Here is a 25,995-nt window from a genome sequence, read left to right on the forward strand (position 1 = left end):
ACCCACCGCAGTCCTCACGACCGACCCCAGCGAAGGAGACCGATGCCCACCGGTCACGTCCGACTGACGTCGCACAGCGGTGGCACCGACGCGCCGGCACTGCACTGGGGAGCACCCACCCCGGCCGCGCGCGGACCCGTCGTCGGCACCACCGCCCGGGCGCACCGCAACGTCATCGGCACCCACAGCGGCGCGTACGGCGTCTACCGGGCGCTGGCGGTCGCGGCCGGCAAGCTGTCCCCCGACCACCGCGCCGACCTCACCGACACCGCGCCGACGGACCGGATCGGACCGTATCCGCAGTGGGGCGACCCCGCGATCATCGTCAGCCTGGATCCGTGGGGGGCGATGGTCACCGAGGCGTTCGCCGCCGAGATCGCCGCAGGCATGGACATCCGGCCCACCATCGCGGTCACCAAGGCGCAGGTGATCCTGCCGGAGATCGGCGACGCGCTCACCAAGGGCCGGCTCGCGCCGGACGGCCGGGTTCTGCTGCCGACCGGCGCCGCGCAGGTCACCAAGGCGGCCGTCGAACCCGTCTGGCACCTGCCGGGTGTGGCCGCCCGCTTCGGCTGCAGTGAAAACGATTTGCGCCGTGTGCTTTTCGAAGAGACCGGCGGAATGTATCCCGAGCTGGTGACCCGCCCCGACCTGGAGGTGTTCCTTCCGCCGATCGGCGGTCAGACGGTGTACATCTTCGGCGACCCGGCACACCTGGCCGACCCGGCGGTCGAGCTGACGGCGCGGGTGCACGACGAGTGCAACGGCTCCGATGTGTTCGGCTCCGACATCTGCACCTGCCGGCCCTATCTCACCCACGCGATCGAGGAATGCATCATGGGCGCCCAGCGGGGCGGCGTCGGCCTGGTCTCCTACTCCCGCAAGGAAGGCCGCGCGCTCGGCGAGGTGACGAAGTTCCTGGTCTACAACGCCCGTAAGCGGCAGGCCGGCGGCGACACCGCCGACCAGTACTTCGCCCGCACGGAATGTGTTGCCGGAGTGCAGGACATGCGGTTCCAGGAGCTGATGCCCGACGTGTTGCACTGGCTGGGCGTCACGAAGATCCACCGGCTGGTGTCGATGAGCAACATGAAGTACGACGCGATCACCGGCGCCGGGAGCGAGGTCGGCGAGCGGGTGTCGATTCCTGACGAGCTGATCCCCGCCGACGCCCGCGTGGAGATGGACGCCAAGATGGCCGCCGGCTACTACACCCCCGGCGAGGTTCCCGACGCCGACGACCTCAAGCGGGTGAAGGGCAGGGGGCTGCACGGATGACCGTGCCCGCCGAGGCCGCCGAGGCCGCTCAGGTGCTGCGCACCACGACCGCGGTGCGGACGCGCTCGGCGCTGCTGCTCGAGCGGGCCCGCGCGGGTGAGTCCCGCTGGTTCGCCGTCGACGACGACGCGTTGGCGGTCGCCGCCGACGACGTCGCCACGCTCACCCGGACCCGGTTTCCTGATCTCGACATCCCGCTGCACAGCCGGTGGCGCCACTTCGAGGCCGGCGGCGTGGACCGCCGCGCCGACCTCGACGCCCTGCTCGACGGCGCCGACAGCCGCGAGCGTGTCCGCGCGATGATCGACCTCACCGTGATCAGCGTGCTGCTCGACGCCGGCGCCGGCGCCGACTGGGGTTTCGTCGAGGACGGCGTCCGGTACACCCGCTCGGAAGGTCTCGCGGTCGCCAGCTGGCACGCGTTCCTCGCCGGAACGTTCTCCAGCGACCCCGGACGGCCGCTGCAGGTCGACGCGGCGGCGCTGCGCACGCTGACCGTCGACCACCTCGCTGCGCAACTGCAGGTGAGCCCGGCCAATCCGCTCGTCGGTCTCGACGGGCGGGTCCACCTGCTGCGCCGGCTGGGCGATGCGCTGGCCGACCAGCCGGAGTTCTTCGGCGGGGCGGGCCGTCCCGGCGGCCTGTTCGACTCGTCGTCCGCCGCGTCGGGCGTCGTCGACGCGCACGACCTGCTGGCCGCGCTGCTGACATCAATGTCCCGAATCTGGCCGTCGCGCAACATGATCGGCGACGTGCCACTGGGCGACTGCTGGCGCCACGACGCCGTCGACGGCCCGGGGCTGACGGCGGGCTGGCTGCCGTTCCACAAGCTGTCGCAGTGGCTAACCTACTCGCTGATCGAACCCCTGCGCTGGGCCGGGGTGACGGTCACCGGGGTGGAGTCCCTCACCGGGCTGCCCGAGTACCGCAACGGCGGCCTGCTGCTCGACACCGGGGTGCTGCGGCTGCGCGATCCCGCCGACGCCGAGCGCGCGTGGACCCCGGCCGACGAACCCGTCGTCGAGTGGCGTGGGCTGACGGTGGCCCTGCTCGACGAGCTGGCGCCGCTCGTGCGTGCCCGGCTCGGCGCCGACGCGGCGCAGCTGCCGCTGGCATGCGTCCTCGAAGGCGGCACCTGGGCGGCGGGCCGGGCCGTGGCCCAACAGTTACGCGGCGGGCTGCCGCCGCTGTCGATCACCAGTGACGGGACGGTGTTCTAGATGACTTCGAGAGTTTCCGGAGTGCACCTGGTCGACCACCCGCTGGTCCAGCACAAGATCACGCTGATGCGGCGGAAGGACGCCTCCACCAACACCTTCCGCCGACTGGTGCACGAGGTGTCGGCGCTGATGGCCTACGAGGTGCTGCGTGACATCGGCATGCACGAGGTCCCGGTCGACACACCGATGGAGTCGACCACCGGCAACGTGATCGACGGCAAGAAGCTGGTGTTCGTCTCGGTGCTGCGCGCGGGCACCGGGATCCTCGACGGCATGCTCGACGTCGTGCCGTCCGCCCGGGTCGGCCACATCGGGCTCTACCGCGAACCGAAAACGCTTGTCACCGTGGAGTACTACTTCAAGATGCCCGGCGATCTGGCCGAGCGCGACGTGGTGGTGCTCGACCCGCTGCTGGCCACCGGTAACTCGGCTGTCGCCGCGGTGGAGCGGGTGCGCGAATGCAACCCCAAGTCGGTGAAGTTCGTCTGCCTGGTGACGTGCCCGGAAGGGATCGCGGCGATGACGCAGGCCCACCCCGATGTGCCGATCTACACCGCGGCCGTCGACCGCCAACTCGACGGCAACGGCTACATCCTGCCCGGGCTCGGTGACGTCGGCGATCGCATCTTCGGCACCAAGTAGCCTCGCCGAGGCCACCCCGGGATCTAGGCTTCGGGTCATGGCCATCATCGAAGCCGACCTTCAGCCTGAGACGCCGTTCGAACGAGACGTCGCAGAGACGCAACGCTATTTCGACAGCCCCCGCTTCGAGGGCATCATCCGCCTCTACACCGCGCGGCAGGTCGCCGAGCAGCGCGGCACGATCCCCGCCGACTACCCCGTCGCGCGGGAGGCGGCCACCGCGTTCTATCCGCACCTGCGGGAGCTGTACTCGCGCGGCAAGAGCATCACCACCTTCGGGCCGTACTCCCCCGGCCAGGCGGTGGTGATGAAGCGGATGGGCATCGAGGGCATCTACCTGGGCGGCTGGGCCACCTCGGCGAAGGGGTCGATCAGCGAGGACCCGGGACCCGACCTGGCGAGCTATCCGCTCAGCCAGGTGCCCGAGGAAGCCGCCGGCATCGTCCGGGCGCTGCTGACCGCCGATCGCAACCAGCAGTACCTGCGTCTGCAGATGACCGAGGAGCAACGCGCGGCCACCCCCGCCTTCGACTACCGGCCGTTCATCATCGCCGACGCCGACACCGGCCACGGCGGCGATCCGCACGTCCGCAACCTGATCCGCCGCTTCGTCGAGAACGGCGTGCCGGGCTACCACATCGAGGACCAGCGTCCCGGCACCAAGAAGTGCGGCCACCAGGGCGGCAAGGTGCTGGTGCCCTCTGACGAGCAGATCAAGCGGCTCAACACCGCCCGATTCCAGCTCGACATCATGCGGGTTCCCGGCATCATCGTCGCCCGCACCGACGCCGAGGCGGCCAACCTGATCGACAGCCGCGCCGACGAGCGCGACCAGCCGTTCCTGCTCGGTGTGACCAACCTGAAGATCCCGTCGTACAAATCCTGCTTCCTGGCGATGGTGCGGCGCTTCTACAACCAGGGTGTGACCGAACTGAACGGTCACCTGCTCTATGCGCTGCCCGACGGCGAGTACGCCACCGCCGAGGCGTGGCTGGAACGCCAGGGCGTGCTGGCCCTGATCGACCAGACCGCCGCCGCCTGGCAGGACGGCGCCGAGCCGTCGCTCGACGCGGCGTTCGACACGGTCGAGTCCCGCTTCGTCGACGCCTGGCAGGACGACGCCGGGCTCGACACCTACGCCGGCGCCGTGGCCGATCTGCTCGAATTCCGGGAGCGCGAGGGCGAATCGACGACGATGAGCGCCACGGAATGGCGCGCCTTCGCCGAACGCGCCCCGCTGTACAACGCGCGCGAGAAGGCCCAGGAGCTCGGCGCCGATGTGGCCTGGGACTGTGAGCGGGCCAAGACGCCCGAGGGTTACTACCAGGTGCGCGGCGGTATCCCGTACGCGATCGCGAAGTCGTTGGCGGCGGCCCCGTTCGCCGACATCCTGTGGATGGAGACCAAGACCGCCGACCTCGCCGACGCCAAGCAGTTCGCCGACGCCATCCACGCGGTGTACCCGGACAAGATGCTCGCCTACAACCTCTCCCCGTCGTTCAATTGGGACACCACCGGGATGACCGACGAGGAGATGCGGGCGTTCCCCGAGGAGATCGGGAAGATGGGCTTCGTCTTCAACTTCATCACCTATGGCGGCCATCAGGTCGACGGCGTGGCGTCCGAGGAGTTCGCGACGTCGCTGCGGCAGGAGGGCATGCTGGCGCTGGCCCGCCTGCAGCGGAAGATGCGTCTGGTCGAATCCCCCTACCGCACACCGCAAACCCTCGTCGGTGGCCCGCGCAGCGACGCCGCGCTGGCCGCGTCGTCCGGTCGCACCGCGACGACGAAGTCGATGGGCAAGGGCTCCACGCAGCACCAGCACCTGGTGCAGACCGAGGTGCCCAAGAAGCTGCTCGAGGAGTGGCTGGCGCTGTGGAGTGAGCACTACCAGCTGCCGGAGAAGCTACGCGTGCAGCTGCGGCCGCGGCGGGCCGGGTCGGACGTGCTGGACCTGCAGATCCTCGGCGACGGGGAAGAGCCGCTGGCCAACGTCGTCGTCGACCCGATCAAGGACCGGCACGGCCGCAGCATCCTGACCGTGCGCGACCAGAACACCTTCGCCGAGCAGTTGCGCCAGAAGCGACTGATGGACCTGATCCATCTGTGGCTGATCCACCGGTTCAAGGCCGAGATCGTCTACTACGTGACGCCGACGGAGGACAACATCTATCAGACCGAGAAGATGAAGTCGCACGGCATCTTCAGCGACGTCTACCAGGAGGTCGGCGAGATCATCGTCGCCGATGTGAATCAGGCGCGCATCGACGAACTCCTCGCGCCCGACCAGAGGGCACTGCTGCGGCTGATCAGCAAGCAGGACTGAGGACACCGCACCGCGGGATCCCGGTCGCGGCCGAGCGCGCCACCAACGGCGTTCTGCCACAACCGATCCCACGGTGTGTATCTAGGGTCCATGAACCCCCCCCGCAACGATCGCGAGTGTGGGCCCTGTGCACGCTTTTTCTCCGTGAAGCGTGCACAGCCCCCACAGTCGGCGGGCGCGCAAACTCAGATCAGCGCGGCGGCGCGGCGGACCAGCGCGCGCCACTGCTGCACCGTCGGCTCGTCGGTGACGAGCAGGCGTTCCAGCCGCGCCGGGTCGGGTGCGGCCGGCATAGGCGCGGCCGGCAGGTACCCGTCGGCCGGGATCAGCGAGCGCGCCGGCGAGACGACGTCGCCGTCGCGCAGCCACTGCGGCACCGGACCGCACGCATAGCGGAGGTCTTGCAGCGCCGCGGCCAGCGCCACGTCGGCGGCCAGACCGATGCTCGTCGCCCCGCTGAACTCCACCAGCACCGGCATCCCGAGTCGCTCCGCTCGGCGCATCGCGCGCCGCACGCCGCCGAGTTCGCCGCAGCGCAGCACCGCGACGTCGGCGCACTGCGGATCGGCGCCCAACAGATCGGCCTCCACGGCGATCGGCACGTCGACGCGGCGCCGCACCTCGGCCGCGTCGGCCGGGCGTCGGCAGACCAGACGCACCAGTTCTAGACCCTCGGCATCCCGGATCCGCGCCACGGTCCGGTCGACATCGTCGACCTCGATCACCGCACGGGCACGCCCGTCGCTCACCGACACCCGGCCCCGGACGGCGTCCGGCCAGCCGACCGTGCTCGGCTCCATCGCCGCCGTCAGCCAGCGGGCGGCCAGCGCGTCGTCGCAGTCCGGGGGCGGACTGAACTCGCCCCAGCCCTGCGGGCCGTCCACCAGCACGCCCACCCGCGGCCCGTCGGCGGTCGGGACCGCGAACACCGGTGCGTCGTCGAAATCGATGAGAGTTCTCACTGACCGACAAAGCTAGCCCGTGGCTAGTCTTGACCGGTGGCCGCCGCCCCGTTTCTGCTGCTGTCGATCCGCGGCGAGGACGACGCCGCCGACGACGAGTACCGGGCGGTGATGCGGTTCGGCGGGCTCGACGAGCACACGCTGCGACGGATCGGGCTGACCCACCGCGAGCTCGGCGCCATCGACCTGTCCCAGTGGTCGGGCATCATCCTCGGCGGCGGGCCCTACACCGTCAGCGACGATCCGGCCGCGAAGTCACCCACCCAGCGGCGGGTCGAGGCCGAGCTGGCCGACCTGCTCGACGCGGTCATCGCGGCGGACTTCCCGTTCCTCGGCTGCTGCTACGGCATCGGCACGCTGGGTACGGCGGTGGGCGCCGTCATCGACCGCTCGCACAGCGAGCCCGTCGGGCCGGTGACCGTCGACCTGACCGACGAGGGTCGCGCCGACCCGTTGTTCGCCCCGCTGCCCGACACCTTCGACGCCTTCGGCGGCCACAAGGAGGCGGCGTCGGTGCTGCCCCCGCACGTCACGCGGCTCGCCACCTCGGCCGCCTGCCCGGTGCAGGCCTTCCGGGTGGGCGCGAACGTCTACGCCACCCAGTTCCATCCCGAACTCGACGTCAAGGGGCTGTGCACCCGCATCGACGCCTACAAGAACCACGGGTACTTCGCCCCTGAGACCGCGCAGTCACTCAAAGACGCTGCGCGCCAACGCACGGTCATCCATCCGATGACGATTCTGCGCGGCTTCGTGGCCCGGTACGCGCGCCGTTAGCCGGCGGGCACCTCGAACTGCGCCCGGGCGATCTGGTCGACCATGGGCGCCAGCCGCGCCCGCAGCGCGTTGTGCTCGGCGTCGGCGTCGTAGCCGCGGTAGGCGTCGATGTCGGCGAAGTCGGCGACGATGACGAAGTCCCAATTGCCTTCGCGCAGGCCCGCATCCGTGCCGACCGTGTAGTTCAGCGTGCCGGGGAGGTCGAGGCCGCGTAGACCCTCCTGGATCCGCGCCACCTCGGCGGCGTCGTGGCCGTCCTTGAGCTTCGCGAGCACCACGTTGCGAATCATCAGCGCACCCTAACAGCCATCAGTACGGGGCGAGCTGGGTGCCGATCAGCGGCGCGATCTTCTCGGCCATGTAGGTGTGGCCGGCGTCGGTCGGATGCACGCCGTCCTGGCCGATCAGTTCCGGCCGGCCGACGAACCACCGCGCGGCGATCGGGTCGACGAACGTCGCCCCGGCCAACTGGGCCTGGTAGCTGAGCACGTCACGGATGCGCAGCACCTCCGGTGGCGGATCGGCCGTCGGCCACGGCGGTCCGATCACCAGCATCTTCGCCGAGCGGGCGATCTGGCGGGCCAGGCTCAGCGTGCCGTACATCGCGATCGACAACCGCGTCGGCTCGACCTTCATGTCGTTGCGGGAGCCGAAGAACACCACCAGCGCGTCGTTGGGTTTGACGGCCCGCACGGTCAGGTCCTCGAACACGCTGCCCCGGTTACCGCGCGTGCAGTAGCCGGCGCCGCCCTCGGCGGCGACCGTCGGCGTGACGGCGATGCCGTGGTCGCTGAGCGCCTGCCACACCTGCGGCGCCCAGCCCTGCGGACCGTTGCCGCCCTGATCGCTGCCGGTCGTATACGAGTCGCCGATTACGGCGATCCGGTTGACGGCGTAGTCCAGAACACGAACTTCGCGGTGCGTCACCGCGGGGGCGGGCACGCTCAGAGCGCCGAAAAGCATGGCGGCAGAGAGCATCCACGTCAGCACACGACTCACTGGACCAGCCTAGGGGTGCGCGCGCGCCGACCCGACGCCGACTCGCCGCGGTTCACGAACAGTTATCCCGCCCGTGCGGTGACCGGGTGCAATCGGCCCTGCGGCGGCTCGGACGGGCGGGCGACGCGCGGCGTGGACGGCTCGATCATCTTCCGCATCCAGCGGCGCGCGGGCTCTTCGACGACGTGGTAGAGCAGCGCAGCCAGCACACCGGCGAACAGCACGAGACCGAGCACTGCGAACTTCGCCGACCAGCTGGGCGTCAGCGTGATCCCGAACTGCTGGATCGCCCAGTTCCACGCGGTGTGCACGATCTCGTGGACCATGTACAGCCCGAACGAGATGTGGCCCAGGTACACCATCACCGGGGTCGACAGCAGCGCGGGCAGTGAGCCCGCCCCGATCGACAGCGCGATGACCAGCGGCACGAACAGCACGTCGACCAGCCCGCCGGCGTCGAGCATGTCCTGGGGCGGGTACGCGTCGAGCAGGTACAGCCCACCGATGATGATGACGACGAGCGCGACGGACGCGAGTCCGGCGGCCTGCCGGCTGCGGTCGGACAGCTGCAGCCTGCGCACCGCGGCGCAGGCCAGCGCCCCGGCGGTGAACTGCATGACGATCCGCGGCAGCCAGCTCCACGGCGTGTAGAAGACGCCGTGGGCGAGCAGCAGCAGCGTCGGGGCCAGCGCGGCCGCGATCGCCAGCCAGATCAGCCCGCGCGCCCGCGTCACCGCGGCGATCCGGAACACCACCAGCACCAGCCCGCCGAAGAGCAGGTAGGCCAGCCACTCCGCGCTGATCGACCAGGCCGGCCCGTCCCAGCTGGACCCGTCGAAGAACGGCTGGAACCACAGCTGGACGAGGAACACCTGCTTGATCCAGCTCAGGGCGTTCAGCGACCCGATGACGTCCGGAGGCAGCGGGAACCGGCCGACATAGAGGGTGAACACGGCGAACGCTGCGGCCAGATGCATCGTCACCAGATACACCGGCCACACCCGCGCCAGCCGCAGCCACAGGAACCGCAGCGTCGACCGCGTCGACCAGGACTCCCCCATCCGGTCCAGGTAGTTCCACGTCAGGACGAATCCGCTGAGGATGAAGAACAGGTCGACGCCCTGGGCGCCCGCGTTGAGCACCGGGGCCAGCGCGTCGCGGAACGCCGGAGACGCCTCGGCGAGCAGCGGACGGAAATGGAAGAGCACGACCCACACGGCGGCCACGATGCGCAGCCCCGACAGGGCCTTGATCTCACCGGTGCGCACACGACTCATTTCGTCTCGAGAACAGAAGCAGTCGTCGACGACGTCGGCCGGAAGGGCGGTGGTGCTCGCCGCCTCCCCCCGACGGATACGCCGGCGACCGGTCGGAGGTTACCAGCGCGGGCTGGGAGAACGGGCGCCGCAACGCCGCCGCCGGGAGGATGTCCACGGTCTCGATCGCCCCGGGTATCCTCGGGAAATTGTCAATCGAACATGCCAGCGCGCGCGGTGGGGCGCGACGGAAAGTGCCGGGGCGCATGCACGTCCCGGATGACGGCGGCCACCTGTCGCTGCTCCTCGTCGAGGACGACCGTGCCGACGCGATCCTGGTCGAGGAACTGATCGCCGACGCCGGTGTGGACATCGGCGTCGTGTGGGCCGAGTCGATGGCCAAGGCCGAGCAGGCGATCGCCACGGCCCGCCCGGATTGCGTGCTGCTTGACCTGCACCTGCACGACACCGACGGGATCGCCGGCCTGGCCCGCATCGCCGAACGCGACGCGACCATCCCGGTGGTCGTGCTCACCGGTCTCAACGACGAGCACGTCGCGTCGGTGGCGGTCGCCTCGGGTGCGCAGGACTACCTGGTCAAGGGCCGCGTCGATCCCGAGACGCTGCGCCGGGCCGTGCTCTACGCGATCGAGCGCAAGCGCGCCGAGCTGACTGCGGTGGATCTGCACGCCACTCAGTTGCGGGAGCGGGAGAACGCCAGGCTGGAGCGCGGCCTGCTGCCCTCGCCGCTGCTGCTCGACGACCCGGGTGTCGACATCGTCACCCAGTACCGGCCCAGCCGGCAGAATGCGCTGCTCGGCGGTGACTTCTACGACTTCGTGCAGACCCCCGACCGTACCGTTCACGTGATGATCGGCGACGTCGCCGGCCACGGTCCCGATGAGGCCGCCCTCGGGGTGGCGCTGCGCATCGCGTGGCGGGCGCTGACGTTCGCCGGGTTGCGCGGCGCCGACCGGATGCGTCAGCTCGAGCGCATTCTGCGCGCCGAGCGGGCCGGCAAGGGCATCTTCGCCACCGTGCTCAGCCTCGCCATCCCGCCGGAGGGCTCGCTGGTCACGGCGGTCCGGGCGGGCCATCCGGGCATGCTGCTGCACGGGCACGGCACGGTCGACTGGGTGGAACCGGCCGGGGGGCCCGCGCTCGGCCTGCACGCCGGAGACTGGACGCCGCAGCAGGTGGAACTCCCGCCCGGCACGGGGCTGGTCCTGCTCACCGACGGCCTGTTCGAGGGACACATCGGACGCGGCAACGAACGTCTCGGCGAGGACGGCCTGCTGGAACTCGCCCGCACGCTGGCACACCTGCCCGGCCGGGAGTTCGTCGAGGCGCTGATCACTGCCGTCGAGGACCGCGCCCACTCCCACGGCGGCATCGCCGACGACATCGCGGTGGTGCGGGTGGAAAGGACGGAACGCGATGAGTCCTGATCAACGCGGGATGCGGGCTCTCACGGTCGAGGGCTGGCAGTACCTGGTGCTGTCGATCATGGCCGCGGTGGTGCTGGCCGGCGCTGTCACGACGGCGGTGCTGCTGCACCGCACCGATCAGGTGTCCAATCAGATCACCAACAACGTCGGACCCGCGCGGGTGGCGGCCTACCAGCTGCAGGCCGCGCTGCGTGACCAGGAGACCGCGGTCCGCGGCTACGTCATCGCCGCCGACCCCCAGTTCCTCGAGCCGTACAACACCGGCAGGGAGGTCGAGGCGCAGGCGTCGGCGGCTCTGCGCCAGTACGAGCAGAAGCACCCCGAGCTGCTCGCCGATCTCGACGCGATCGAGCAGGCCTCCGGGTCGTGGCGGACGAACTACGCCGAGCCCGCCATCGCCGCAGTGAGGCCGGGGCAGCGCAACGCCGTCTCCCCCGCGCTGACCGACATCGGAAAGTCCGAATTCGACCGTCTGCGGGTGCTTTTCGATCGCCAGAACGCGAATCTCTTGCAGGCCCGCAACGACGGTGTCGCCGAACTGGATTCGATCAGCGCGTGGCGCAACGGGGTGCTGATCGCGATGCTGGCGGCGTTCATCGCGACGATGGTGGTCCTGGCGGTGCTGCTGCGGCGCGCGTTGGTGCGCCCGCTGAACCGGTTGGCCGCGGCGTGCCGACGTGTCGCCGAGGGGAACTTCGGTGAACGGATCGTGCCGCAGGGTCCCCGGGACATCCGGTTGATCGCGATCGACGTGGAGAACATGCGCCAGCGCATCGTCGAGGAGTTGGAGGCGTCGCGGGCGGCCACCGAGGCGCTCGACGAGCACGCCGAGGAGTTGCGCCGCTCCAACGCCGAACTCGAGCAGTTCGCGTATGTTGCGTCGCACGATCTGCAGGAGCCGCTGCGCAAGGTCGCCTCCTTCTGCCAGCTGCTGGAGAAGCGTTATGGGGACAAGCTCGACGAGCGGGGCACCGAGTACATCGGGTTCGCCGTCGACGGCGCGAAGCGCATGCAGATCCTGATCAACGACCTGCTGACGTTCTCGCGGGTCGGCCGCCTCAACGCCACCGAGACGGACGTCGACCTCGACACAGTGCTCGACGCCGCGCTCAACAACGTGGCGACGTCGATCGAGGAGACCGGCGCGGTGATCGAGCGGCCGGCCGGGGGGCTGCCCACGATCAAGGGCGACCCGACGTTGTTGACGATGCTGTGGCAGAACCTGGTGGGCAACGCGGTGAAGTTCCGCCGCGAAGGCGTGGCGCCCACGGTGGTGATCGATTGCGCACGGGGGTCCGGTGAGACCGAGGAATGGTGGTTCTCGGTGACGGACAACGGAATCGGCATCGCCGCGGAGTTCTCCGAGAAGGTCTTCGTGATCTTCCAGCGGCTGCACGGCCGGGACGCCTACACGGGCACCGGCATCGGTCTGGCACTGTGCAAGAAGATCGTCGAACACCACGGCGGGACGATCTGGATCGACAACGACTACACCGAAGGCACCCGCTTCCGGTTCACTCTGCCGGTCGCCGTCGACAGCCCGGCTGCCCAACTGGAAGGATCGTCGTCATGACACCCGCTGAACGCGCCATCGACGTGCTGCTGATCGAGGACGACCCGGGAGACGAGCTGATCACCCGGGAAGCCTTCGAGCACAACAAGATCAAGAACAATCTGCACGTCGCACACGACGGCGAGGAGGGTCTGGACTTCCTCTACCGGCGCGGACAGTACGAGGGCGCGCCCCGTCCGGACCTGGTGCTGCTCGACCTGAACCTGCCCAAGTACGACGGGCGCCAGCTGCTCGAGACCATCAAGTCCGACCCCGAGCTCAATCACATCCCGGTCGTCGTGCTGACCACCTCCTCGGCCGAGGAGGACATCCTGCGCAGCTACAAGCTGCATGCCAACGCGTACGTGACCAAGCCGGTCGACCTCGACCAGTTCATGAACGCGGTCCGCCAGATCGACGAGTTCTTCGTCCAGGTGGTCCGGCTGCCGCAGTTCTGAGGTGGACCTCCCGCGGCCCGACACCACGACGGCGCACCTCGCCGACGTGACCCCGTCGGTGCTGGCGGCCATGGGGGTCGCGGGCTTCGAGCCGCGCATCGCGCTGCCGTATGACGTGGGTGGGGCGTGTGTGCTGCTCGTCGACGGCCTGGGGGCCGACCTGCTCGACGCGTACGCCGCCGACGCGCCGTTTCTGGCCGGCCTGCGGGGGCCCAGCCTGCACGTGGGGTTTCCGGCGACGACGGCGGCCGGGTTGGCCGCCGTCGGCACGGGGTGTCGTTCCGGTGAGCATGCCGTGGTGGGGATGTCGTTCCGGCTGCCCGACGTCGGCGTGATCAACGCGCTGCGGTGGCGTCCGCATCCGTGGGGTGACGATCTGCGCGACCGCGCCGTACCGGAGCAGGTGCAGCCGCGCGCGACGGTGTTCGAGCGGGCCACCTCGGCGGGTGTCGCGGTCAGCGTGATCTCCGCTGCGGAGTTCGCCGGCTCGGGTCTGACGCGGGCGGTGCTGCGCGGCGGCCGCTACCGGGGTGTCCATGCGATCGGCGACCTGGTGGCGGAGATCGGGACCACCATTGCCGAGCGCGGGTTCTGTTATGCCTACCACGCCGACCTGGATCTGGTCGGGCACCTGCACGGCCCCGGATCCGAGGCGTGGCGGATGCAGCTGCGGCAGGTGGACCTGCTGGTCGAGTCCATCGCCGACGCCCTGCCGCGCGGCGGGCTGCTGGCCGTGGTCGCCGATCACGGCATGGTGGCCCTCGGCGAGGACGTGGTGGACGCCGACGCCGAACCTTCTCTGCACGACGGAGTCGTCGCCCTCGGGGGCGAGGTGCGGGCCCGGCACGTCTACACCCGTGACGGCGCAGCCTCCGACGTGCTGGCCACCTGGCGCGAGGTCCTCGGGTCGCGGGCGTGGGTGGTGATGCGCGAGGAGGCGGCCGTGGCGGGGTGGTTCGGCGAGCGGGTCACCGACGACGCCCGGTCGCGGATCGGTGACATCGTGGTGGCCGCGCGCGGAACCTCGGGGGTGCTGCGCCGCACCGTGGAGCCGGTCGAATCTTCACTGGTGGGTCAGCACGGGTCGCTGACGCCGGCCGAGCAGCGGGTGCCGCTGCTGTTGGCTCATCGATGACATCAAAAACATTGTTGTGCAACAAGATTCGATGACTCTGTCGACTCTCTGAATCGATCTCTCGCACAACCATTTTCGTGACATTCGACGCGCTTTCGTGCGTATTGTGCCTGCGGTCACAGATTTTGGCCGTATTAGAGACCCTCTGCTAGCGTCCGGCCGCATGTATGAACTCGCCACACTCTTGACGCTCGTCAATCAGGTGTCGGGAACGCCGTACATCTCTGGCGGTGACTCCCCCTCCGGAACCGACTGCTCCGGCCTGGTGTCGTGGGTCACCAACGCCGCGACCGGCAGGCCCGTCTACGGTGACCGCTTCCACACCGGCAACATCGAGGGCGCGCTGAAGGCCCGGGGCTTCCAGTACGGGACCCAGCCTGGTGCCCTGGTGGTCGGCTGGAACCGCGGCCACACCGCCGTGACGCTGCCCGACGGCACCCCGGTGTCGTCCGGCGAAGGCGGCGGCGTGAAGGTCGGTGGTGGTGGCGCCTACCAGAGTCAGTTCACCCACCACATGTATCTGCCTGCGCCGGCGGCCGCCGACGTGCCGCCCCCCGCTGACCCCCTGCTCTCGCCGCCGATGGCTCCGCCGCCGCCGCCCGCGCCGGTCGTGCTGATGGGCCAGGAGGCGCCGGCGCCGCCTCCCCCACCCGGCGACCCGCTGTTGCCGCCGCCTCCCCCGCCCGGCGACCCGCTGTTGCCGCCGCCTCCCCCGCCGGCGGGGTGAGCGCCGCCCGCTAGCGTCGTCGCCGTGATCGTGCTGCTGCCCCCGTCGGAGACCAAGCGCACCGGCGGAGACGGACCCGCGCTGACGCTGGACGCGCTGAGCTCGCCCGAACTGAATCCGGTGAGGGCCGAACTGATCGACGACCTCGCCGGACTGGCCGCCGACAGGGACGCCAGCCGCATGGCGCTGGGCCTGTCCGCCGGTCAGGACGCGGAGATCGACCGCAACGCGGCGCTGCGCTCGGCGCCCACGATGCCCGCCCTGCACCGCTACACCGGCGTGCTGTATGACGCATTGGACGTGGATTCCCTGCGCGGCGCGTCGGCGGCCCGCGCCGCCACGCGCCTCGCGGTCGTCTCGGCGCTGTTCGGACTCGTCCGCGCCGACGACCCGATCCCGGCCTATCGGCTCTCGGCCGGCTCGCGGCTGCCCGGACGCCCCACGCTGGCCGCGCGCTGGCGGCCCGCCCTCGAGCCCGTGCTGAGCGGGCTGGCCGAGCGGGAACTCGTCGTCGATCTGCGGTCAGGGTCCTACGCGGGACTGGGCAAGGTCTCCGGCGCCGTCACCGTCGAGGTCGTCGCCGAACGCGCGGACGGCCGTCGAACCGTGGTCAGTCACTTCAACAAGGCGCACAAGGGTCGGCTGGCGCGCGCGCTGGCCGCCACCCGGTCCGAGCCGTCGGATGCGGCCGCCGTGGCCGCAGTCGCGCGCCGCGCGGGCATGCGCGTCGAGCGCCAGGGCGACCACCTCACCGTCGTCGTCCAGGCGTGAAAGGCCCTGTGCTGAAACTACTTACAGCGACGCGATGAAGTCCGTGGTGTAGAACTCCTCCGGCTGCTGACTGTTGCTCGCGGGCCGGGTCAGCGACAACCACGCCCCTGTCGCGCCGGGCATCCTCGGTCCGCGCACGGTCACCGTGCCGGCACCTGCCCCGTCGGTGAACAGCGCTGCCGACGCCACCCCGGGCGCCCCGTCCCAGCACCCCGCCGCCGAGGTGCGCGGCATCTGGATCAGCCGCACGTCGTAGCGGGTGTTGGGCACGCCGGTGAAGAACGTGACATCGGCGGCGACGCCACCACCCTCGGTCCGCAGCACCGCGGTGGCCCGGCCGTAGTACGAACCGCCGACGTACTTGATCTGGCTGAAATCGCAGCGGCGCAACTTCTCGGCGAACGGCATCACGATCCCGGCGCTCTCCGCGGACGCCGTGCCGGCGCCCGCCAGCATCGGTCCGGATGCGATCAGCAGCGCCGTGGCCGTCACCGCGGCTCGAGCGATTCGGCGCATGGGGTCTGTCCTCTCGCCATCAAGATCAATCTACAGTTGCGTCAAGGTTAGCCGGTCTCACCATTCGCGGGCCCGGCAGGTCCGTTGACGGCATCGCACCCGGGAGGTGACACTGTCGCCCGATGTCGACACTGTGGGTCTACCTGCGCATCCAGCTCATGACGTTGGTGTGCGGGATCGTTGGGCCCATCTTCCTGTTCGTCTACTTCGCCGCCCAGCCCGACACCACCATCCGGTGGATGTACTGGTGGGGCCTGCTGATCACCGTCGCCGACATCCTCGTCGCCCTGACGATCACCGACTCGGTGACCCGCAAGGATCGCGAACTGGCCGCCCGCCGCGCCGACCGGGACGTGCCGTGATGTACCCCCCGCCCCCGCCACCGGCTCCCCGCTCCGCGGCCGACATGACGATCTCCATCGTGGTCCTGGTGCTCACCGCGGTGATGGGGGCCGTCGCGGTCTTCTTCGGAGTGTTCTCGCTCGCGTTCCTCGATCACTGTCCGCCCGAGACGTGCAGCGTCGACGGTGCGGTGAACGCCGTGTTCACCGCGCTGCTCGTCGCCGCAGGCGTGGGCGTGGTGGGACTGGTGCTCACCGTCGTGGCGCTGATCCGGCGCGCGACCGCGTGGCCCTACGCGATCGCGACGTTCGCGCTGTGCGCGCTGACCCTGTTCCTCGGCGCACTCGGCTACGGCGCGGCGGTGGGCTGAGCGCCGCGGAGTTGCCGCGGCGTGCCGCGCCCGCGAGGATCCGCGTCATGGACTCACGCACGGCGTTCGAACTCGCCGACCTCGACGCGCTCGGTCAGGCACAGCTGGCCGCGGCGGGCGAGGTGACCGCCACCGAACTGCTCGAGGCCGCGATCGTCCGCGTGGAAGCCGGCCGCACCCTGAACGCGGTGATCGCCGACCTGTTCGACCGCGGCCGGACCGCCGCCGCCGCCCTGGATGCCTCCGGCGTGCTGCGCACCGGGGAGAACGGACCCCTGGCCGGGGTGCCGTTCCTGCTCAAGGATCTGGGCGCCTCGCTGGCCGGCGCGCCCGAGGCGATGGGGTCGCGCGCGCTGCGTACGCACGTCGCCGAGCAGACGGCGTGGATCGTCGAGCGCTACCTCGACGCGGGTCTGGTGATCTTCGGCAAGACAAACACCCCGGAGTGGGGTAACCACTGCACCACCGAGCCGTCGCTGTTCGGGCCGACGGTCAACCCGTGGTCGCCGGACATCACCCCCGGCGGGTCCAGCGGCGGGTCGGCCGCGGCGGTGGCCGCCGGCATCGTGCCGGCCGCGTCGGGCGGAGACGGCACCGGGTCGATCCGGGTTCCCGCGTCGTGCTGCGGACTGGTGGGTCTCAAACCGCGCCGTGGCCGCACGTCGTTCGCGCCCGGCGCCGGGCAGGGGCTCGAAGGCCTCGTCAACGAGCATGCGCTGACCCGGACGGTGCGCGACAGCGCGGCGCTGCTCGACGCCGTCACCGGAGCCGCTGTCGGCGACCCCTACTCGGCCCCGCTGCCCGCCGAGCCGTTCCTGCACGCCATCGCGACACCGCCTGCGCCGCAACGCATCCTGATGGCAACCTCGTCGCCGTTCCCCGGGCCCGTCACCGATCCCGCGGTGGTCGCCGCGGTCGAGCACACCGCTGCGACCCTCGCCGGCCTCGGCCACCTGATCGAGCCGGGCGCCCCCACCATCGACGCCGACGCCGTGGCCGATGCGATCGCCGTGCTCCACACCGTCAGCAACGCCGGGCTGTTCGCCCTGGCCCGGGAACACCTGGGCCGTGAGCCGCACGAAGACGAGTTCGAGCCGAGCAGCTGGGTGATGATCCGCGAGGGGTTCACCACGACGGGCCTCGCCTACGCCGACGCCATCGCGGCGGTGCATGCGCAGACCCGCCGCTTCGCGGCGCAGATGACCGGTCATGACGTGCTGCTGGTTCCGACGCTGCTGACCACGCCGCCGCCGTACCGGCTGCTGGATCAGCCGCGCGGCACCACGCGGGCGTTCTTCGACGTCGAGTTCGCCACCACAGGGTGGACGGCGCTCGCCAACGTGACCGGATGGGCGGCGGTGTCCCTGCCCCTCGGGACCACCGACGACGGGCTGCCGATCGGCGTGCAGCTGATGGCTCCCGACGAGGCGGTCCTGCTCAGACTCGCTGCGCAGCTGGAAATCGCCCTGCCGTGGGCCGGTCGTCGGCCGCCGGGGTGGGTCGGGCGGAACTGACGGCGACGAGACACCCGCGTGCGACACTGTCGCGCATGGCTCTCGACATCGCCCGTCCCAAGCTCGAAGGCAACGTCGCCGTGGGCACCCATCGCCGCATCGGGTTCGCCGAGTTCGGCGACCCGCAGGGACGGCCGATCTTCTGGCTGCACGGCACCCCCGGCGCGCGGCGCCAGATCCCGGTCGAGGCCCGGCTTTACGCGGAGAACAACGGGATCCGGCTGATCGGCGTGGACCGGCCGGGCATCGGATCGTCCACCCCGCACGCCTACGGTCGCGTGATCGACTTCGCCGACGATCTGCGGACCATCGCCGACGTCCTGGGCATCGGCAAGATGGTGATCATCGGGCTGTCCGGCGGCGGCCCCTACACGCTGGCCGCCGCGGCCGCGATGCCCGAACGCGTCGTCGCGGTCGGTGTGCTCGGCGGCGTCGCGCCCACGCAGGGCGCCGACGCGATCGGCGGCGGCATCATGGGCAAGGTCGGTGTGCCGGTGGCCCCGGTGCTCGAGCACGTCGGGAGCTCACTGAGCATGGTCGCCACCGGGCTGATCCGGTTGATCAAGCCGGTCGCCGAACCGGCGCTGTACCTGTACGCCGGGATCTCCCCCGCCGGTGACCGCCGGCTGCTGGTGCGTCCGGAGTTCAAGGCGATGTTCCTCGACGACCTGCTCAACGGCAGCCGCAAACAGCTCGCCGCCCCGTTCGCCGACGTCGTGGTGTTCGCCCGCGACTGGGGTTTCCGGCTGGACGAGGTCAAGGTTCCGGTGCGCTGGTGGCACGGCGACAAGGACCACATCGTGCCGTTCGCACACGGCCGACACGTGGTGTCGATGCTGCCCGACGCCGAGCTGTACACGCTGTCCGGCGAGAGCCATCTCGGCGGACTGGGTCAGGCCGAGACGATCATGGCGGCGATGACCGAGCTGTGGGACGCCGGCGCCGAACGCTGATCAGCGGCTGATCAGCGGCGCAGCCAGGCTTGCACCGTCGGCAGTTCCCGGCTGTAGGACTGCAGCAGGTCGTCGTGGAACAGGGTGCCGCCGCTGATCGCGCTGTCGCCCTGCCACACCACGTGCACCCGGACGGTGCCCTTCGCGAAGTAGTCGTTGCGCTCAGCGGTGCGGTGCGTCCAGCCGGTCTGCTCGGCGAGCGCCGAGAACGCCTGCCGCTCGTCGGTGTCAACCATGCCCCACACCCTAGCCGGGCCCGGTCAGCGCCCGGCGCAGCAGATGCATCGCGACCGTCGTGGAGCGCTCGCGCACATCGGAGCGGTTGCCGGGCAGCGTCGTCGTCCGGGTGACGAAGCCACCGTCGGCCAGCGCGACGGAGAAGCACACGGTGCCGACCGGTTTTCCCTCCGTGCCGCCGCCGGGTCCGGCGACGCCGGTGATCGCGATCGCGGTGTCCGCGCCGAAGCGGCTCAGGGCACCGCGGGCCATCGCCTCGGCGACCGGCTCGGACACCGCGCCGTGCGCGTCGATCAGCGTGGCGTCCACACCGAGCAGGTCGGTCTTGGCGGTGTTCGCATAGGCCACCACCCCGCCGGCCACGTAGGCCGAGGAGCCGGGCCGCTCGGTGAGCCGCGCCGCGAGCAGGCCCGCCGTGCACGACTCCGCGGTGGCGATCCGGCGGCCCCGCAGCAGCTCGGCGACCTGGTCGTCGATCAGCGCGCCGTCGGTGGAGAAGATCTCGCGGGCGTGCCGCTCGCGCAGCGCCGCGAGCAGCGCGGTGTACGCGGCCTCGTCCTGCGGTTCGAACCGGGTGACGATCTCGAGTTCGCCGCGGCGCAGGCAGGTGGTGATCTCCAGCCGGTCGAAGCCCGGCACGGTCCCCTCGGCGTCGCGCAGCGTCTCGGCCAGACCGGATTCGGGCAGCCCAAACATCCGCACGGTCTCCTGCCGGTACTGCGTGCGTCCGGCGATCGCGGCCTGCACGGCGTCGGTGGCCACGGCCGCCTGCCACATGGGTTGCAGTTCGCGCGGCGGGCCGGGCAGCACGACGACGGTCGGGTGCCCCTCGACGACGACGCCCGGCGCGGTGCCGACCGGGTCGAGGATGACCGCGCCGGCGGGGATCAGCGCCTGTTTGCGGTTGGCGGCGAGCACCGCCTCGGCGTCCACCCCGGGAAAGCGGGCCATCAACCCGGTGACGATGTCGCCGATGGTGGCTTCCAGCCCCGGGTCGAGCACCAGCTCCCGCCCGCAGAACCGGGCGACGACCTCGACGGTCATGTCGTCGGCGGTGGGGCCTAGGCCGCCGCTGGTGATGATGAGGTCGAGGTCCTGGTCGGCGAGGAACCGCAACTGGGCCTCGATGTCGGCGGGCCGGTCTCCGCACAGCGTGATGTGGGACAGCTCGACGCCCAGTTCCAGGAGCCGGTCGGCGAGATACGGGCCGTTGCGATCGGCGACCCGCCCGGTGAGGACCTCGGTCCCCGTCACCACGATTCCAGCCCGTGCGCTCACGGTTCCCGACCTTACGCACCGGCGCGGCGGCTACCGGACCGGGACGACGACGGCCGCGGTGTTGTACCCGCTGACCCGCACCCAGTTCGCGGTCGCGCCGGCGGCCAGCGGCGCACCGTGGATCTCCACGGTGTCGCCGCCGAAGACGGTGACGTAGTTGTCGCTGTAGGTGACCGGCAGCAGTTCGTCGGTGTCAGGGTCCGCCAGCAGTTCGGCCCGGGCGAAGAACGCCACCCCGCGCCCCGGGTTGCGCAGCCGGATCACCACGCCGTCGGCGGTGCGGTCGGCGGTGACCTCGAGCCGGCCGCGCGGCATCGTGTTGAGCGCGGTCATGTCGGCCCAGGAGGCCGGCCGCAGCTCGAAGGCCTGGTCATTGCCCGGGTCGCCGACGTCGTCGCGGCGCTGGGACTGCCAATAGGTGTTCTCCGCGACCAGCGCGCCCGCGGCGTCGCGCAGATCGAGGCGGACGAAGAACACCGACGAGTCCCGGGCGACGCGCGGAAGTGACAGCGCCGCGGTGTGGCCGCCCGCGGCGACGTCGACCGGGGCGCTGGTGCGGTCCTCGCGGACGCGGCCCTGCAGGTCGTAGACGCGCACCCGCACGGTGAGGCCGCGCTGCTCGGCCGGGGTCTGGTTGACGACGGTGATCGCGGCACGGCTGTGGTCGCCGGTGGCGTAGGCGTCGAACACCGCTGACAGTGGCCGCAGCCCCTTCTTGGCGCCGAAGTAGGCGCCGCCGGGACGCAGGTAGTAGTCGAAGAGGTGGCCGAAGAACGACGGCCAGTGGTTGTTGAGCATCCAGTAGACGGTCATCTTGTGGGTGTCCCACCCGCCGGCGGCGAACGCCTCGAACTGCGCCCGTGTCGATTCGTAGTGCGCCAGTTGGGCTTTGGTGGTGAACATGTCGGCGCTCGTGGAGGGACCGTAGCGCCGGTCGATGGCGCGCCGGATGGTCGTCAGCGCGGCGTTGCTGGTGTTGGCGCCGGCGTGAAAGTACCACGTGTCGTTGATGGGCCACAGCTTGTCGGGTGGGATGAACCGGCGCAGGCTGGCCATCGGAGGGATGTGTTCGTTGTCGCCCTGCTCGGCGTTCGCACCGCGCGCGGCGCCGTACCGGCCGGCGAACCAGTAACTCGGCGGACGCCAACTGTACGGGCCGGCCATGTGGATGCCGTCCCAGAGCACCTGACCGTCGGCGTCTCTGGCGAAGCTGGACACCGTGTCGACGACCGCACCCGACCAGTGCAGCGCCTCGAGGATGCGCCGGTAGTCGGCGAGCAGGTCGGGCGGCGGGGTGCCGTCGCTGCCGTTGGCCCACACGAAAGCCGAAGCGTGCGAACGCAACAGGGTGATCACCGACGTCAGGCTGTCCTGGGCCACCCGCTGGTCCTCGGTGTCCCACTGCGACCACTTCTCCCACTGGTTGCAGCACATCCAGCCCAGCATCAGCGGGATTCCCAGTTCGTCGGCCATGTCCACCAGTCGTTCGCCGGGGAACTTGCCCTCCAGCCGGAGCATGTTCAGGCCCAGATCCTTGACATAGCGCAGCGTGGCGGCGTCGCGCGCCGGATCGTCGGCATAGAGCAGGTCTGGTGCGTACGCCGCGCCGCGGATCGCGAGGTCGCGCCCGTTGACGGTGAGATAGAAGTTGCCGCCTGTGCCCAGTTCGGGATGGCTGGAGTCGTCGTCGCGGTGCTGGGACACCTCCCGGATCCCGAAGCGCTGCAGGCGTTCATCAGAGTCCCGGCCGAACCGGCGGAACTCGGTGCGCAGGTCGTAGAGCGCGGGGTCGCCCATCGTGTAGGGCCACCACAGGTCCGGGTGGTCGACGGACAGCTGCGGGTGATCGGCGGGCTCGAACGCGACCTCGCGCTCTTCTCCCGGCGCCAGACTCACCCGCCGCTCCACGACGATGTCGAGTTTCCCCGCCCGGCTGATCGTCACGCGCAGCACGCCGCGCACGGCCGTCGCGGCGTAGTTGCGGACACTCGTGTAGACGGTCAGTCGGGCCGAATCCGTCTGCGGCAGCGGCAGATCCGAGTGCACCGAGGAAGCGCCGAGTGCGACGTCCTGCGACATGCGCAGGTACACCGGTTTCCAGATGCCCGCGTTGCGGTCGGCGACGAAAGAGTTGTTCACCGGCCGGGCGCCGGGCGGGGCCCGGTAGCCGAGATAGCGCCAGTTGATCCAGTCGTACCAGCTGTCGGCGAGTTCGACGCCGTCGACGTCCTGCAGCGCCTGCTCGGGTGTCACCTTGACCGCGAGCACATTCGGCCCGCCGCGATGGATCCACGGTGTCGCGTCGATCTCGTGTCCGACATGCATCCCGACCACCTGGGACGCGTCGGCGATGCGGTGCCCGTTGAGCCAGACCTCGGCGCGGTAGTTGATGCCGGGGAACTCGAGCAGGTAGGTGGAGTGACCGCGCGGCGCGTCGAAAGTCGTGCGGTACCACCAGTCCTGCGTGTAGAGGTCCTGGGGCACCTCGTCGCGCAGGTTGGTGCCGACGTAGAGATCGGGATAGCTGCCGTCGGCCTGCAGCGCCTGCAACACGGTGGCGGGCATCCGCGCGATGGGATGCCAGCCGGCATCGGGTGTGCCCGGCGCCGACACGGCCGCGCCGTCCAGGCCGGCGACGCGCGCGGAGATCAGCCGCCAGCCCTCGGCCAGTTCGACACGCGCCGGCGCCGGCGTGGGGCGCGCGACGTCGGGGACATCGGCGACGCCGAGCACCGCGATCAGCGCGGCGATCACGACGAGGGCCAGCGCGGCGCGCACACCGCCGCGGCCCCGGCTGTCAACGGCGATGGCAGGTGCCCCGAGTCCCGTGGGCGGTGCGGCGGCAGGCCCTACTTGTGCGGGACGTCGTTGACCAGGCCGCCGTCCATGACGAACTCGGCGCCTGTCGCGTACCGGGATTCGTCACTGGCCAAGAACACCACGAAAGTCGCCACCTCGTCGGGTTGGCCGGGCCGGCCGAGGGGAATCCGCAGCATGTCGTCAGGGAAGAACTTGGTCATCGGGGTGCGGATGAAGCCGGGGTGCACCGAGTTGACCCGGATGTTGTGGGCGCCCAGTTCCAGGGCCGCCGACTTGGTCAGCCCGCGCACCGCCCACTTCGACGCCACGTACGGGTGCACCATCACCGCGCCGCGTAGTCCCTCGATGGACGAGATGTTGATGATCGACCCGCCTCCTGCGGCCTTCATCGCCTCGACGGAGGCCTGCATACCGAGGAACGTGCCGGTGAGATTGACGTCGATGACCTTCTGCCACTTGGCCATGTCGAATTCACCGATCTTGCCGAGCGCGACGGTGCCGGCGTTGTTCACCAGCACGTTCAGCGTGCCGAACGCGTCGAGGGCGGTGGCCACGGCGGCGTCCCACTCGTCGGCCTGGGTGACGTCCAGATGTACGTAGCGAATGGAGTCCGGTGTCTCGGCGTTGATCTCGTCGGCCAGCGCCTGGCCCTTCTCGTCGAGGATGTCGCCGATCACGACCTTGGCGCCCTCGGCGATCAGCGCCCGGGCGTCTTCGGCGCCCATCCCCTGCGCGCCGCCACTGATGAGTGCCACTTTTCCGTCCACGCGTCCCATGGGGCGACAGGCTACCGCACCCCCGTGGCGCAACTAGAACCTGTTCCAATTTGCCGGAGCAGCACGCATACTGGCCGCCATGGCTATTCGTGTGGCGCAGATCGGCACCGGCAACTGCGGCAGTCTGACGCTGCGTCAACTCATCGAGGATCCGCGCTTCGAGCTGACCGGTGTGTGGGTGTCCTCGCCGGCCAAGGTGGGCAGCGACGCCGGGGAGCTCGCGCGCCTCGACGTCACGACCGGCGTGACCGCCGTCGGCGACCTCGACGAGATCATCGCCGCCGCGCCGGACTGCGTCGTCTACTGCGCGATGGGCGACATCCGGCCCAAGGAGGCGCTGGCCGACGTGCGGGCGTTCCTGGAGGCCGGGATCAACGTGGTCGGGTCGTCACCGGGCTTTCTCGAGTATCCGTGGGGCGTCGTCGGCGAGCGCACGATCGACCGCGTCGAGACCGCCGCCCGGCAGGGTGACGCCAGCGTGTTCATCACCGGCGTGGACCCCGGGTTCGTCACTGATCTGCTCCCCCTGGCACTGGCGGGCACCTGCCAGAGCATCACCCAGATCCGCACCATGGAGATCGCCGACTACGCCACCTATGACGGCGCCACCGTCATGTTCGACGTGATGGGGTTCGGTAACGAGATCGGCGATCTGCCGTTCCTGTACCAACCCGGTGTGCTCAGCGCGGCGTGGGGCGTCGCCATCCGGCAGCTCGCCGCCGGGATGGGCGTGGAGCTCGACGAGATCAGGGACATGGTCGAGCAGGAACCCGCCCCGGAGGACTTCGACGTGGCCGTCGGGACGATCAAGAAGGGCACGGTCGCGGCGGTGCGCTTCCAGATCGAGGGCGTGGTCGGCGGGGAGCCGGCGATCGTCGTGGAGCACATCACGCGGCTGCGCGGTGATCTGCGGCCCGACTGGGCGCAACCGGCGCAGGGGGGCGGCTCCTACCGGGTGGAGATCACCGGCGAACCGTCCTACGTGATGGACATCTGCCCGACGAGCCGCAACGGCGACCACAACTATGCGGCGATCCTGGCTGCGGCGGGGCGCATCGTCAACGCCGTCCCCGACGTGGTCGCCGCGCAGGCGGGGATCCGGACGACGCTGGACCTGCCCCTGGTCACCGGCAGGGGCACCTACCGGGGCGTCAGCGCCGGGTGACGCCGTGCCACTCCAGGCGCACCCGGGTGCCGGCGGACGACGGCTCGATGATCGCCTGGTCCGACAGCGTCTCCATCAGCGGGATGCCGCGGCCACGGGTGCGCGGTGCCGGGTCGGTCTGCGGCGTCCGCCAGGTCCCACGGTCGGTGATGTCCACGGTGAGCGTCTTGGCCTGCGGGTCGTGGACCGCGCAGATGTCGATGGTGCCGGGCTGCTCGGCCGAGACGTAGGCGAACTCCGCGGCGTTGGCCAGCGCCTCGTTGATCGCCAGCACCAGGTCGCTGCAGCGCACCTCGTCGACATCGAAGAAACGCTTGAGCCAGTCGGCGAATTCACGGCGCGCCATCGCGACCGTTCCGGCGTCGGCGTCTAGTCCGAATCGCTCGAAACGTTCAGCGTTGGCTACCTCAGCCGGCGGCATGGAATCGATCATGGCAGTCGGTGGCTACCCGAAGACGCACGTTTCTACGCGA

The 25,995-nt window shown here is 70.4% G+C and carries 26 protein-coding genes; 16 read left to right on the top strand and 10 right to left on the bottom strand.

Annotation, left to right across the window (positions count from 1 at the left end):
- Positions 1-42 precede the first annotated feature (42 nt).
- From MCHUDSM44219_RS06125 to aceA, 4 genes are read left to right on the top strand one after another with little or no spacing between them, the layout of a single operon-like run.
- Positions 43-1,278 (top strand): GTP cyclohydrolase II, encoded by a 1,236-nt coding sequence (locus MCHUDSM44219_RS06125; protein ID WP_048417349.1) that lies wholly within the window; start codon positions 43-45, stop codon positions 1,276-1,278.
- Positions 1,275-2,498 (top strand): URC4/urg3 family protein, encoded by a 1,224-nt coding sequence (locus MCHUDSM44219_RS06130; RefSeq protein ID WP_048417350.1) that lies wholly within the window; start codon positions 1,275-1,277, stop codon positions 2,496-2,498. Before MCHUDSM44219_RS06125 ends, MCHUDSM44219_RS06130 begins: the two co-directional genes overlap by 4 nt.
- Positions 2,499-3,140, top strand: coding sequence for a uracil phosphoribosyltransferase (gene upp, locus MCHUDSM44219_RS06135; RefSeq protein WP_048417351.1), 642 nt, complete (start codon positions 2,499-2,501; stop codon positions 3,138-3,140). It begins immediately after the preceding gene.
- A 37-nt stretch (positions 3,141-3,177) separates the two neighbouring features.
- Complete coding sequence (gene aceA, locus MCHUDSM44219_RS06140) at positions 3,178-5,466, top strand: isocitrate lyase ICL2 (RefSeq protein WP_048417352.1); 2,289 nt, start codon at positions 3,178-3,180, stop codon at positions 5,464-5,466.
- A 185-nt stretch (positions 5,467-5,651) separates the two neighbouring features.
- Here aceA and MCHUDSM44219_RS06145 read toward each other — a convergent pair whose 3' ends face one another.
- Entirely contained in the window at positions 5,652-6,428 is a 777-nt protein-coding gene (locus MCHUDSM44219_RS06145; protein WP_048417353.1) for an O-succinylbenzoate-CoA synthase, read from the bottom strand.
- A 36-nt stretch (positions 6,429-6,464) separates the two neighbouring features.
- Between MCHUDSM44219_RS06145 and MCHUDSM44219_RS06150 the strand changes: the two genes are divergently transcribed.
- Complete coding sequence (locus MCHUDSM44219_RS06150; RefSeq protein ID WP_048417354.1) at positions 6,465-7,205, top strand: glutamine amidotransferase; 741 nt, start codon at positions 6,465-6,467, stop codon at positions 7,203-7,205.
- Here MCHUDSM44219_RS06150 and MCHUDSM44219_RS06155 read toward each other — a convergent pair.
- From MCHUDSM44219_RS06155 to MCHUDSM44219_RS06165, 3 genes are all read right to left on the bottom strand, one after another.
- Positions 7,202-7,495 (bottom strand): Dabb family protein, encoded by a 294-nt coding sequence (locus tag MCHUDSM44219_RS06155; RefSeq protein WP_048417355.1) that lies wholly within the window; start codon positions 7,493-7,495, stop codon positions 7,202-7,204. The two genes, MCHUDSM44219_RS06150 and MCHUDSM44219_RS06155, sit on opposite strands and share 4 nt — an antisense overlap.
- A 19-nt stretch (positions 7,496-7,514) precedes the next feature.
- On the bottom strand, positions 7,515-8,204 hold the full coding sequence (locus tag MCHUDSM44219_RS06160; RefSeq protein ID WP_048417356.1) for an Rv0518 family GDSL lipase: 690 nt from the start codon (positions 8,202-8,204) through the stop codon (positions 7,515-7,517).
- A gap of 62 nt (positions 8,205-8,266) precedes the next feature.
- Complete coding sequence (locus tag MCHUDSM44219_RS06165) at positions 8,267-9,481, bottom strand: acyltransferase family protein (protein WP_048417357.1); 1,215 nt, start codon at positions 9,479-9,481, stop codon at positions 8,267-8,269.
- A gap of 245 nt (positions 9,482-9,726) precedes the next feature.
- Between MCHUDSM44219_RS06165 and MCHUDSM44219_RS06170 the strand changes: the two genes are divergently transcribed.
- The 6 genes from MCHUDSM44219_RS06170 (at position 9,727) to yaaA (ending at position 15,551) form a co-directional block, all read left to right on the top strand.
- On the top strand, positions 9,727-10,908 hold the full coding sequence (locus MCHUDSM44219_RS06170; protein WP_048417358.1) for a PP2C family protein-serine/threonine phosphatase: 1,182 nt from the start codon (positions 9,727-9,729) through the stop codon (positions 10,906-10,908).
- Positions 10,898-12,481 (top strand): sensor histidine kinase, encoded by a 1,584-nt coding sequence (locus tag MCHUDSM44219_RS06175; RefSeq protein ID WP_048417359.1) that lies wholly within the window; start codon positions 10,898-10,900, stop codon positions 12,479-12,481. The genes MCHUDSM44219_RS06170 and MCHUDSM44219_RS06175 overlap by 11 nt, the downstream gene beginning before the upstream one ends.
- The gene (locus MCHUDSM44219_RS06180; RefSeq protein ID WP_048417360.1) at positions 12,478-12,918 is read left to right on the top strand and encodes a response regulator; all 441 of its coding nucleotides are present in this window, start codon (positions 12,478-12,480) and stop codon (positions 12,916-12,918) included. Before MCHUDSM44219_RS06175 ends, MCHUDSM44219_RS06180 begins: the two co-directional genes overlap by 4 nt.
- 1 nt (position 12,919) lies before the next feature.
- Positions 12,920-14,053, top strand: a complete 1,134-nt coding sequence (locus tag MCHUDSM44219_RS06185) for an alkaline phosphatase family protein (RefSeq protein ID WP_048417361.1) — start codon at positions 12,920-12,922, stop codon at positions 14,051-14,053.
- Between the two features lie 163 nt (positions 14,054-14,216).
- Positions 14,217-14,780: a glycoside hydrolase gene (locus MCHUDSM44219_RS06190; RefSeq protein WP_048417362.1), complete on the top strand. Its 564-nt coding sequence runs from the start codon at positions 14,217-14,219 to the stop codon at positions 14,778-14,780.
- A gap of 24 nt (positions 14,781-14,804) precedes the next feature.
- The gene (gene yaaA / locus MCHUDSM44219_RS06195; RefSeq protein WP_048417363.1) at positions 14,805-15,551 is read left to right on the top strand and encodes a peroxide stress protein YaaA; all 747 of its coding nucleotides are present in this window, start codon (positions 14,805-14,807) and stop codon (positions 15,549-15,551) included.
- Between the two features lie 21 nt (positions 15,552-15,572).
- On the opposite strand, the gene MCHUDSM44219_RS06200 is transcribed toward yaaA, so the two are convergent.
- The gene (locus MCHUDSM44219_RS06200) at positions 15,573-16,067 is read right to left on the bottom strand and encodes a hypothetical protein (RefSeq protein ID WP_048417364.1); all 495 of its coding nucleotides are present in this window, start codon (positions 16,065-16,067) and stop codon (positions 15,573-15,575) included.
- A 122-nt stretch (positions 16,068-16,189) separates the two neighbouring features.
- On the opposite strand from MCHUDSM44219_RS06200, the gene MCHUDSM44219_RS06205 reads away from it, so the two are divergent.
- From MCHUDSM44219_RS06205 to MCHUDSM44219_RS06220, 4 genes are read left to right on the top strand one after another with little or no spacing between them, the layout of a single operon-like run.
- Positions 16,190-16,429 carry a hypothetical protein gene (locus MCHUDSM44219_RS06205; RefSeq protein ID WP_048417365.1) on the top strand — a complete coding sequence of 80 codons (240 nt, stop codon included), beginning with the start codon at positions 16,190-16,192 and terminating at the stop codon, positions 16,427-16,429.
- Positions 16,429-16,779, top strand: a complete 351-nt coding sequence (locus MCHUDSM44219_RS06210) for a hypothetical protein (RefSeq protein ID WP_053081203.1) — start codon at positions 16,429-16,431, stop codon at positions 16,777-16,779. The genes MCHUDSM44219_RS06205 and MCHUDSM44219_RS06210 overlap by 1 nt, the downstream gene beginning before the upstream one ends.
- 47 nt (positions 16,780-16,826) lie before the next feature.
- Complete coding sequence (locus tag MCHUDSM44219_RS06215; RefSeq protein ID WP_048417367.1) at positions 16,827-18,293, top strand: amidase; 1,467 nt, start codon at positions 16,827-16,829, stop codon at positions 18,291-18,293.
- 35 nt (positions 18,294-18,328) lie between these two features.
- Positions 18,329-19,246, top strand: a complete 918-nt coding sequence (locus MCHUDSM44219_RS06220; protein ID WP_048417390.1) for an alpha/beta fold hydrolase — start codon at positions 18,329-18,331, stop codon at positions 19,244-19,246.
- Between the two features lie 11 nt (positions 19,247-19,257).
- Here MCHUDSM44219_RS06220 and MCHUDSM44219_RS06225 read toward each other — a convergent pair whose 3' ends face one another.
- The 4 genes from MCHUDSM44219_RS06225 to MCHUDSM44219_RS06240 form a co-directional block, all read right to left on the bottom strand.
- Entirely contained in the window at positions 19,258-19,482 is a 225-nt protein-coding gene (locus MCHUDSM44219_RS06225) for a hypothetical protein (RefSeq protein ID WP_048417391.1), read from the bottom strand.
- A gap of 10 nt (positions 19,483-19,492) precedes the next feature.
- Positions 19,493-20,761, bottom strand: coding sequence for a competence/damage-inducible protein A (locus MCHUDSM44219_RS06230; RefSeq protein WP_048417368.1), 1,269 nt, complete (start codon positions 20,759-20,761; stop codon positions 19,493-19,495).
- Between the two features lie 30 nt (positions 20,762-20,791).
- Complete coding sequence (locus MCHUDSM44219_RS06235; RefSeq protein ID WP_236695371.1) at positions 20,792-23,539, bottom strand: glycoside hydrolase family 2 protein; 2,748 nt, start codon at positions 23,537-23,539, stop codon at positions 20,792-20,794.
- A 71-nt stretch (positions 23,540-23,610) separates the two neighbouring features.
- The gene (locus tag MCHUDSM44219_RS06240; RefSeq protein ID WP_048417369.1) at positions 23,611-24,357 is read right to left on the bottom strand and encodes a glucose 1-dehydrogenase; all 747 of its coding nucleotides are present in this window, start codon (positions 24,355-24,357) and stop codon (positions 23,611-23,613) included.
- Positions 24,358-24,436: 79 nt separating this feature from the next.
- On the opposite strand from MCHUDSM44219_RS06240, the gene MCHUDSM44219_RS06245 reads away from it, so the two are divergent.
- Positions 24,437-25,522 carry an NAD(P)H-dependent amine dehydrogenase family protein gene (locus tag MCHUDSM44219_RS06245; protein WP_048417370.1) on the top strand — a complete coding sequence of 362 codons (1,086 nt, stop codon included), beginning with the start codon at positions 24,437-24,439 and terminating at the stop codon, positions 25,520-25,522.
- Here MCHUDSM44219_RS06245 and MCHUDSM44219_RS06250 read toward each other — a convergent pair.
- A complete protein-coding gene (locus tag MCHUDSM44219_RS06250) occupies positions 25,509-25,955 on the bottom strand; it encodes an ATP-binding protein (RefSeq protein WP_048417371.1) in 447 nt (148 codons plus the stop codon). The genes MCHUDSM44219_RS06245 and MCHUDSM44219_RS06250 overlap by 14 nt on opposite strands.
- Positions 25,956-25,995 lie beyond the last annotated feature (40 nt).

Source organism: Mycolicibacterium chubuense (assembly GCF_001044255.1).
Taxonomy (GTDB): domain Bacteria; phylum Actinomycetota; class Actinomycetes; order Mycobacteriales; family Mycobacteriaceae; genus Mycobacterium; species Mycobacterium chubuense.

What these genes read in the sequence shown, in the direction of transcription:
- MCHUDSM44219_RS06125 (WP_048417349.1), top strand. Translation starts at nt 43, where the DNA reads ATGCCCACCGGTCACGTCCGACTGACGTCGCACAGCGGTGGCACCGAC.
- MCHUDSM44219_RS06130 (WP_048417350.1), top strand. Translation starts at nt 1,275, where the DNA reads ATGACCGTGCCCGCCGAGGCCGCCGAGGCCGCTCAGGTGCTGCGCACC.
- upp (WP_048417351.1), top strand. Translation starts at nt 2,499, where the DNA reads ATGACTTCGAGAGTTTCCGGAGTGCACCTGGTCGACCACCCGCTGGTC.
- aceA (WP_048417352.1), top strand. Translation starts at nt 3,178, where the DNA reads ATGGCCATCATCGAAGCCGACCTTCAGCCTGAGACGCCGTTCGAACGA.
- MCHUDSM44219_RS06155 (WP_048417355.1), bottom strand. Translation starts at nt 7,495, where the DNA reads ATGATTCGCAACGTGGTGCTCGCGAAGCTCAAGGACGGCCACGACGCC.
- MCHUDSM44219_RS06165 (WP_048417357.1), bottom strand. Translation starts at nt 9,481, where the DNA reads ATGAGTCGTGTGCGCACCGGTGAGATCAAGGCCCTGTCGGGGCTGCGC.
- MCHUDSM44219_RS06170 (WP_048417358.1), top strand. Translation starts at nt 9,727, where the DNA reads ATGCACGTCCCGGATGACGGCGGCCACCTGTCGCTGCTCCTCGTCGAG.
- MCHUDSM44219_RS06175 (WP_048417359.1), top strand. Translation starts at nt 10,898, where the DNA reads ATGAGTCCTGATCAACGCGGGATGCGGGCTCTCACGGTCGAGGGCTGG.
- MCHUDSM44219_RS06180 (WP_048417360.1), top strand. Translation starts at nt 12,478, where the DNA reads ATGACACCCGCTGAACGCGCCATCGACGTGCTGCTGATCGAGGACGAC.
- MCHUDSM44219_RS06190 (WP_048417362.1), top strand. Translation starts at nt 14,217, where the DNA reads ATGTATGAACTCGCCACACTCTTGACGCTCGTCAATCAGGTGTCGGGA.
- MCHUDSM44219_RS06200 (WP_048417364.1), bottom strand. Translation starts at nt 16,067, where the DNA reads ATGCGCCGAATCGCTCGAGCCGCGGTGACGGCCACGGCGCTGCTGATC.
- MCHUDSM44219_RS06205 (WP_048417365.1), top strand. Translation starts at nt 16,190, where the DNA reads ATGTCGACACTGTGGGTCTACCTGCGCATCCAGCTCATGACGTTGGTG.
- MCHUDSM44219_RS06210 (WP_053081203.1), top strand. Translation starts at nt 16,429, where the DNA reads ATGTACCCCCCGCCCCCGCCACCGGCTCCCCGCTCCGCGGCCGACATG.
- MCHUDSM44219_RS06215 (WP_048417367.1), top strand. Translation starts at nt 16,827, where the DNA reads ATGGACTCACGCACGGCGTTCGAACTCGCCGACCTCGACGCGCTCGGT.
- MCHUDSM44219_RS06220 (WP_048417390.1), top strand. Translation starts at nt 18,329, where the DNA reads ATGGCTCTCGACATCGCCCGTCCCAAGCTCGAAGGCAACGTCGCCGTG.
- MCHUDSM44219_RS06225 (WP_048417391.1), bottom strand. Translation starts at nt 19,482, where the DNA reads ATGGTTGACACCGACGAGCGGCAGGCGTTCTCGGCGCTCGCCGAGCAG.
- MCHUDSM44219_RS06240 (WP_048417369.1), bottom strand. Translation starts at nt 24,357, where the DNA reads ATGGGACGCGTGGACGGAAAAGTGGCACTCATCAGTGGCGGCGCGCAG.
- MCHUDSM44219_RS06245 (WP_048417370.1), top strand. Translation starts at nt 24,437, where the DNA reads ATGGCTATTCGTGTGGCGCAGATCGGCACCGGCAACTGCGGCAGTCTG.
- MCHUDSM44219_RS06250 (WP_048417371.1), bottom strand. Translation starts at nt 25,955, where the DNA reads ATGATCGATTCCATGCCGCCGGCTGAGGTAGCCAACGCTGAACGTTTC.